1 protein-coding gene is annotated in these 290 nt (G+C 66.9%); it reads right to left on the bottom strand.

Annotated features, from left to right (window positions below; genetic code table 11):
• Positions 1-22: 22 nt before the first annotated feature.
• The coding region (locus EJ913_RS31385) for a transposase domain-containing protein (RefSeq protein WP_148125337.1) at positions 23-290 on the bottom strand (268 nt) is incomplete at its 5' end.

The following is a 290-nucleotide window of genomic DNA, read 5'->3' as shown; positions in this document are numbered from 1 at the left end:
GTAAGCGGCTGGGGAACGCCCTTCAGGTGGTGGCCATTTCCGGTTTCATGGTCCAGGGGAGAAGGGCATCATAGTCTGTGAGGTCGCGCTCGCGCCCGATGGCTTCCAGGACACGGGTGAGCCAGAGGCGCGGGTTGTGGCCGTTGGTCTTGGCGGTCTCGATGAGGGTGTAGAACACGGCCGCGGCTTTGCCGCCGCCGTCCGAGCCGGCGAACAGCCAGTTCTTGCGGCCCAGGGCGACGGCGCGCATGGCGCGCTCGGCGATGTTGTTGTCGATCTCCAGCCGGCCA

It is taken from the genome of Azospirillum doebereinerae (assembly GCF_003989665.1).
GTDB lineage: Bacteria > Pseudomonadota > Alphaproteobacteria > Azospirillales > Azospirillaceae > Azospirillum > Azospirillum doebereinerae.
This window is presented reverse-complemented; position numbering and strand designations above follow the sequence as displayed.